The organism is Prevotella sp. AM42-24 (genome assembly GCF_003461825.1).
In the GTDB taxonomy this organism is placed as follows: domain Bacteria; phylum Bacteroidota; class Bacteroidia; order Bacteroidales; family Bacteroidaceae; genus Prevotella; species Prevotella hominis.
In genome coordinates this window covers 1-5438 of the sequence record NZ_QTXV01000108.1, presented here as the reverse complement: position 1 = coordinate 5438, position 5438 = coordinate 1, and the positions used below count along the sequence as shown (strand labels likewise).

2 protein-coding genes and 1 pseudogene are annotated in these 5438 nt (G+C 39.0%); 1 reads left to right on the top strand and 2 read right to left on the bottom strand.

The window, feature by feature from the left end:
* Nucleotides 1–118 precede the first annotated feature (118 nt).
* Complete coding sequence (locus DW917_RS16095; protein ID WP_118120348.1) at nucleotides 119–673, bottom strand: glutathione peroxidase; 555 nt, start codon at nucleotides 671–673, stop codon at nucleotides 119–121.
* Between the two features lie 304 nt (nucleotides 674–977).
* Nucleotides 978–4865, bottom strand: coding sequence for a response regulator (locus DW917_RS16090; protein WP_233524796.1), 3888 nt, complete (start codon nucleotides 4863–4865; stop codon nucleotides 978–980).
* Between the two features lie 451 nt (nucleotides 4866–5316).
* On the opposite strand from DW917_RS16090, the pseudogene DW917_RS16085 reads away from it, so the two are divergent.
* Nucleotides 5317–5438, top strand: a pseudogene (locus DW917_RS16085) (site-specific integrase); the annotation flags it as partial.

The following is a 5438-nucleotide window of genomic DNA, read 5'->3' as shown; positions in this document are numbered from 1 at the left end:
AAAAGGGTGCGTCACAGACTTATGACACACCCTCTTTCTCTATTATTTGGGGGATAGATTCCTACAAACGATGATGGCGATATCAGACGGTAACGATATCGCACATATACGTTGATTCTTATGCCTTCAGAAGTTCCTCTATTTGCTTGGCAATTACTTCAAAGCTGGTGGTAGGCTCAAAACGAGCTACAACCTGACCTTTTTTGTTAATCAGGAATTTAGTAAAATTCCATTTGATGTCATTGCTCTCTTTGTAGTTAGGATCAGCTTCGCTGAGCATTTTGTCGAGCACAGGATAGAGAGGATGAGATTCATCCCAACCAGCAAACCCTTTGCTTTCCTTCAAGAATTTGTAAAGAGGAGCAGCGTCATCGCCATTTACCTTTATCTTTTTGAAACGAGAAAATTCTGTACCGTATGTAAGTTTACAGAATTGGTGGATGCTTTCGTCTGTTCCTGGAGCTTGTTGACCAAACTGGTTGCAAGGGAAGTCTAAGACTTCAAAACCCTGAGAGTGATAGGTCTCATATAATTTCTCCAGTTCTTCATACTGTGGAGTAAAACCACATTTTGTGGCAGTGTTGACGATGAGTAATACTTCATTAGCATACTCTTTGAGGGAAACATCCTTTCCCTTTCTGTCCTTGACAGAGAATTCGTAAACAGTTCTCATTTTTGTTTGTATCTATATATTTTATTCTTATTTCTTCTTTTAGAGTGCAAAGATACTATTTTTCTTTTAGAAGAGTAAATTATGACTGATAATTTTTCTAAAAAAGTAATAACTTAGAAAATAAAAAGACCCAGGATTTTCACAAACCCTGGGTTTTTTGAACTTCTGTATGGATAACTACTTGTATCTTAAGAAGTTCACAAAAAATCTATCATTTAACTTTTCTAAGAACTGATGCAAAAGTATAATAAATTTCTTTTTTTTATGGTGTATTTTTTGTTTTTTAGGGTATATCAAACTGTTTTTATTTGTTTTTCTCCCTATATTCACTTGGAATTATACCCATTTCTTTCTTAAACACCTTAGAAAAATATTTCGGATCACTGAAGCCTACAGCGAATGCAATGCTGGTCAGCGTTTCATCAGTATCCCGTAACATCTCGATGGCTTTCATAATTTTGATGTGGCGGACGAAATCAATAGGAGTCAATCCTACCGCATTTTTGATTTTTCCATAGAGTACACTGCGACTCATGCCCATGGCCTGTGCAATATCGTCTATCTTCATGTCTGGATCAGAAATGTTTTCCAAGACAAACTTCAGCACTTTCTTGATGGTATGATCCTGTATGCTAATGGTAGATTCGCCAATCGTAATACGTTGAGGCTCCTCTGCTTTGTTTTGAACAGTCGTGTTATGACTCGTTTGCGTTTCGTCTTCAAAATGAATATTTCTGAGCAATTCTTGTTGCAGACTCTTGCGATAGTTGATCGCCGCTTCAATTCTGCCTTTCAGGTAAGTGGCAGAGAATGGTTTGGTCAGATAACCATCGATTCCTTCTTCAAATCCCTTGAGGTGGTCTTCCAGACTGGCCTTGGCAGAGAGTATGATGATTGGAATATGGGAGATATTGCTGTCTTGCTTGATATAGTGTACCATGGTGATTCCATCCATAACAGGCATCGTGACATCTGTTAAGATGAAGTCTGGTACAAATTTGCGTGCCATTTCAAGACCTCTCTTTCCATTTTCTGCAAGTAATACATTGTAGTCCTTTCTCAGAATTGTATCCAGGAAGGTGCGTAGGTCCGCATTGTCTTCTACCACGAGTATGGTGATATCTTTTTCTCCCTTTTCAAATTCTTCTGCAGAGTCTAAAGCTACATCTTCTATGTAGTTCTTGGCATTTGAGTCTTCTATCTCTCCATTTTCGTGGATTACATGAGAATCTTTGTCAAGACCTCCATCTTCATAGAAATTGCTATTGTTGTCAAACTTCAGCATTTGGTTGACCATCTGATACATCTCTTTGGCATTCCTTTGAACCAATGTCAAGAGGTTTCGGCTTTCTTCTGAGAGTCCTTCTTCTTTTTCTAACACTTCTGTTATTGGACCGCCTATCAGAGAAAGTGGGGTTCTCAATTTGTGTGAAGCATTGCTGAAGAAATTGTTCTTCAGTACACTCATTTCATGGCTGAGTTTTTGTATTTGTCGGTTGTTATACATATAGAATACTAAGCCAAGACCTAAGATGAACAATATGAAAAGAATGACTTTTCCCAATATGCTCTCCCAGAAAGTGGGTTCGATTTCTATCGGGAGTTCTGCGATATATTTACTCCAGACGCCATGTGTATTGGTGGCTTTTACCTTGAGGATGTATTTACCATGAGGAATGCGGTTGAAACCAATCATATTTTGACTTCCTAATGGAATCCATACGCCTTCTGGTGTATGACCTTCCAGACGATATGCATAGTATGTCTGATACTTTCTGGTATAGTCAAGTGCTGCAAAGGTTATGGTCAGATTTCTCTTGTTAGAAGGAATGACTATATTTGACCTATGCAGGATAGGAATGGTATGATCCTCTCCGTTGAAGTGCAGAGAGGTAAACAGTATTTTCGGTTGATAGGTAGTCTTATTGAGTACCTTCGGATCAAAGGTTATGCTCCCCATAGGGGTACCGAGTGTAATCTTGTCCGTTGAAGGATCATGGAAAGGGCGGCATTCTGTAAACGTCATGTGGAAATCAAAATCGTTTGGTCCAAAAACATCTATTTTTCCTGTGTTTGGATTGAATTTATCGACACTGGATTCCCTGATAATCCAGATATTTCCTGCATTATCTTCTATCATACTCTGTACAATACCTTCGTCCTGGTTGATATTCTTGACGAATTCGACTCTTATATTATTTTCTAATAATGATTTACTGGTTGTAATTTGCAGACAACCACCTAATGTAGAGATATAAGTATCTCCGTTAGAACGAACCAATGTATAGTTGACATCGCTTGCCATGAGGGAAGCTGTATCACCTATAATATGATTAGAATGATAGAATTTAATCTTGGAATAATCCTTGATTTCGTCGGAGAATGTAACAAGTCCGTCGGTTGTTGCTGCTAATATGGTACCTTTGTTGGTACATGTAATTCGGCGTACTCTTTGGTAGAGCCCATTCTTGAACCAGTTGAGTTTATTTCTGTTTGAAATGAAGCGATAGGTGCCGTTTACTCTTTCGACAGCGGCCAGTCCACCTCCAAAAGTCGCAATCCAGATTCTGTTTTGTCTATCGCTTACAATATCATAGATTCTATCATCAGGCAGAGAGTATGGGTCTGCCGGATTATGGGTGAAATGCTGCAATTCTCCGTCTTTCAAAAGATAGAGCCCGTCTCCCTTTGTTCCTATCCACATGTATTCCTGACTGTCTTCGTAGAGTGCATAGATGCCACAGGTGGAGAACTGAACTGGTGTTTGGGATAATTGACCACTTGGGGTGATGTAGCCAAGCTTCTGATGCTTGTCATTGCTAATCTTTAAATATCCAGGGATAAATCCATCCCAATAGTTACGATTATGGTCAAGTGTGACGGCGCGTACTTCGCTATCTGTATTTTCAACTTGGCTCAGCGTATATTCATGATATTTGAAGTTGATTTGTGTAAGGTCATGAATACCCGTTGCCCAAAGAATTTTTTGGTCTGAAATTACGTATTTAGTGATTCTTGGAATACTTGCATTGCCTTGAGAGTTGCTTTGCAAAACATAAGGGACTAATTCTTTTTTTGCTCTGTCATAGTAGCAGAATGTACCTCCATTAGGTATCATCCATAGCGTATTGTGTTCATCTTCCATGATGAAATATTTTTCGCTGACAGTACGCAAAACTGGATTTTCCTGGTCTGCAAACAACCATTTCTTCTCCAATGTATTCGGATTGATGATGGTTACACCCATACCGTCAGTAAATGCCCATAGCAGGTCTTTGCTATCTACGTATATCTTCTTGACTTCTGCTACAGGCTGGTTAGGGTTCTGAACACTTACAACTTCTGATTTGAATGTACGTGGATTATAGACTACTACACCGATATTGGTGGCTATCAGGAGTTGATAGCCTGTATTTTTTAATTCATTGATTTTTGTGACTCCTTCCGGCATCGGAATCATGGAGATATGGTTTCTGGTTTCATCAAAGACGGCAACTCTGCCATCTGTTGTAGCCAGGTAAATGGTGTTGCCTACCTGTCGGAACCATTTAAATGGAATTGGAGTGGTGAATTTGGTACCATAGATATGAGTACCCTTGTCAGTAAGGATCCATTCACGCCCCTTCTTGTCGGCGGTTATATACCAGATATTTCCACTTGGCAGGCTTTTAGTTCCTCCCATGATGAGTTTTGGATTGTCGTCTGTAAATTCTTTTCCTGAAATTCTGATTGCGTATTTGTGGTCAGCTGTAGTTATCCAACTTGCTTTTGGACTTAGGGGGTAAATTTTATCGGCATAAAGATGGATGTTGAACTTCTCGTTGATTTGATCCTCTATGTTTACAAAGTCGCATAAATGGGTATCATATACGTAGAGGCGACGGTCGTATGTAATACACCAAAGGTCATAGTTGGTGCAAGGGAAGATATTGCGAATACGGTTCGTACTGAGGACATCTTGGTTATCAGGTAAGTCGCGGAAGGTGTGGAAAGTATAGCCGTCATAATATGACAGACCATTATAGGTAGCAAACCACATCATGTTGTCTGCTCCCTGACATAAGTCTGATATGTTGTTGGCAGCAAGTCCATCCAGAATAGAGAACTTTCTGATGTCACAATAGGGTGTTCCGCAATATCCGGATATTGATAATAGCCCTAATATAATAATGTGTATGATTCTTCTGGTCATATTCTTAAGTTAATATTTTCGACAAAGATAATGCAAATCGAATGCAGAATATCAAGCTTGCTTGAATATTTTGCTGAGATGCAGCTTATCTTATGCAAAGATAAACAAAAAACTTGTAATTTCCAAATTGTTTAGGGATATTCCATTACATCATAGGGATTTCTCCCTGTTTTTTTCCTAAAAGAATGACTAAAAAAGCAAAAAATAGCAGATTTGGGCTTTTGTTTTGAGTTTCAAGTGGTTGTGGCTGTTGTTGGCTTTAAGTGACGTTCGTGAGGAAATGCGAAAATAGCAGATTTGAGAAGTGGAAACGCTTTCAATTCATTACCTCAGAAAAACGTCCTAATGAGCTTTTTTAACGGTGTCGGTTCTTGTTTCTCCATTCTGCACGGGTTGTGAATTTGCCATGCAGCTCTCATAGTTTAATTTTGCACTGAACAAAAAGCAAACAATTATGAGAAGTACATTCAAGACAGTCTTCTATGTAAATGGAAGCAAGGAGAGAAACGGAGTTGTCCCTATCATGGGACGAGTGACAATCAACGGAACTATCGCACAGTTCAGTTGCAAGCT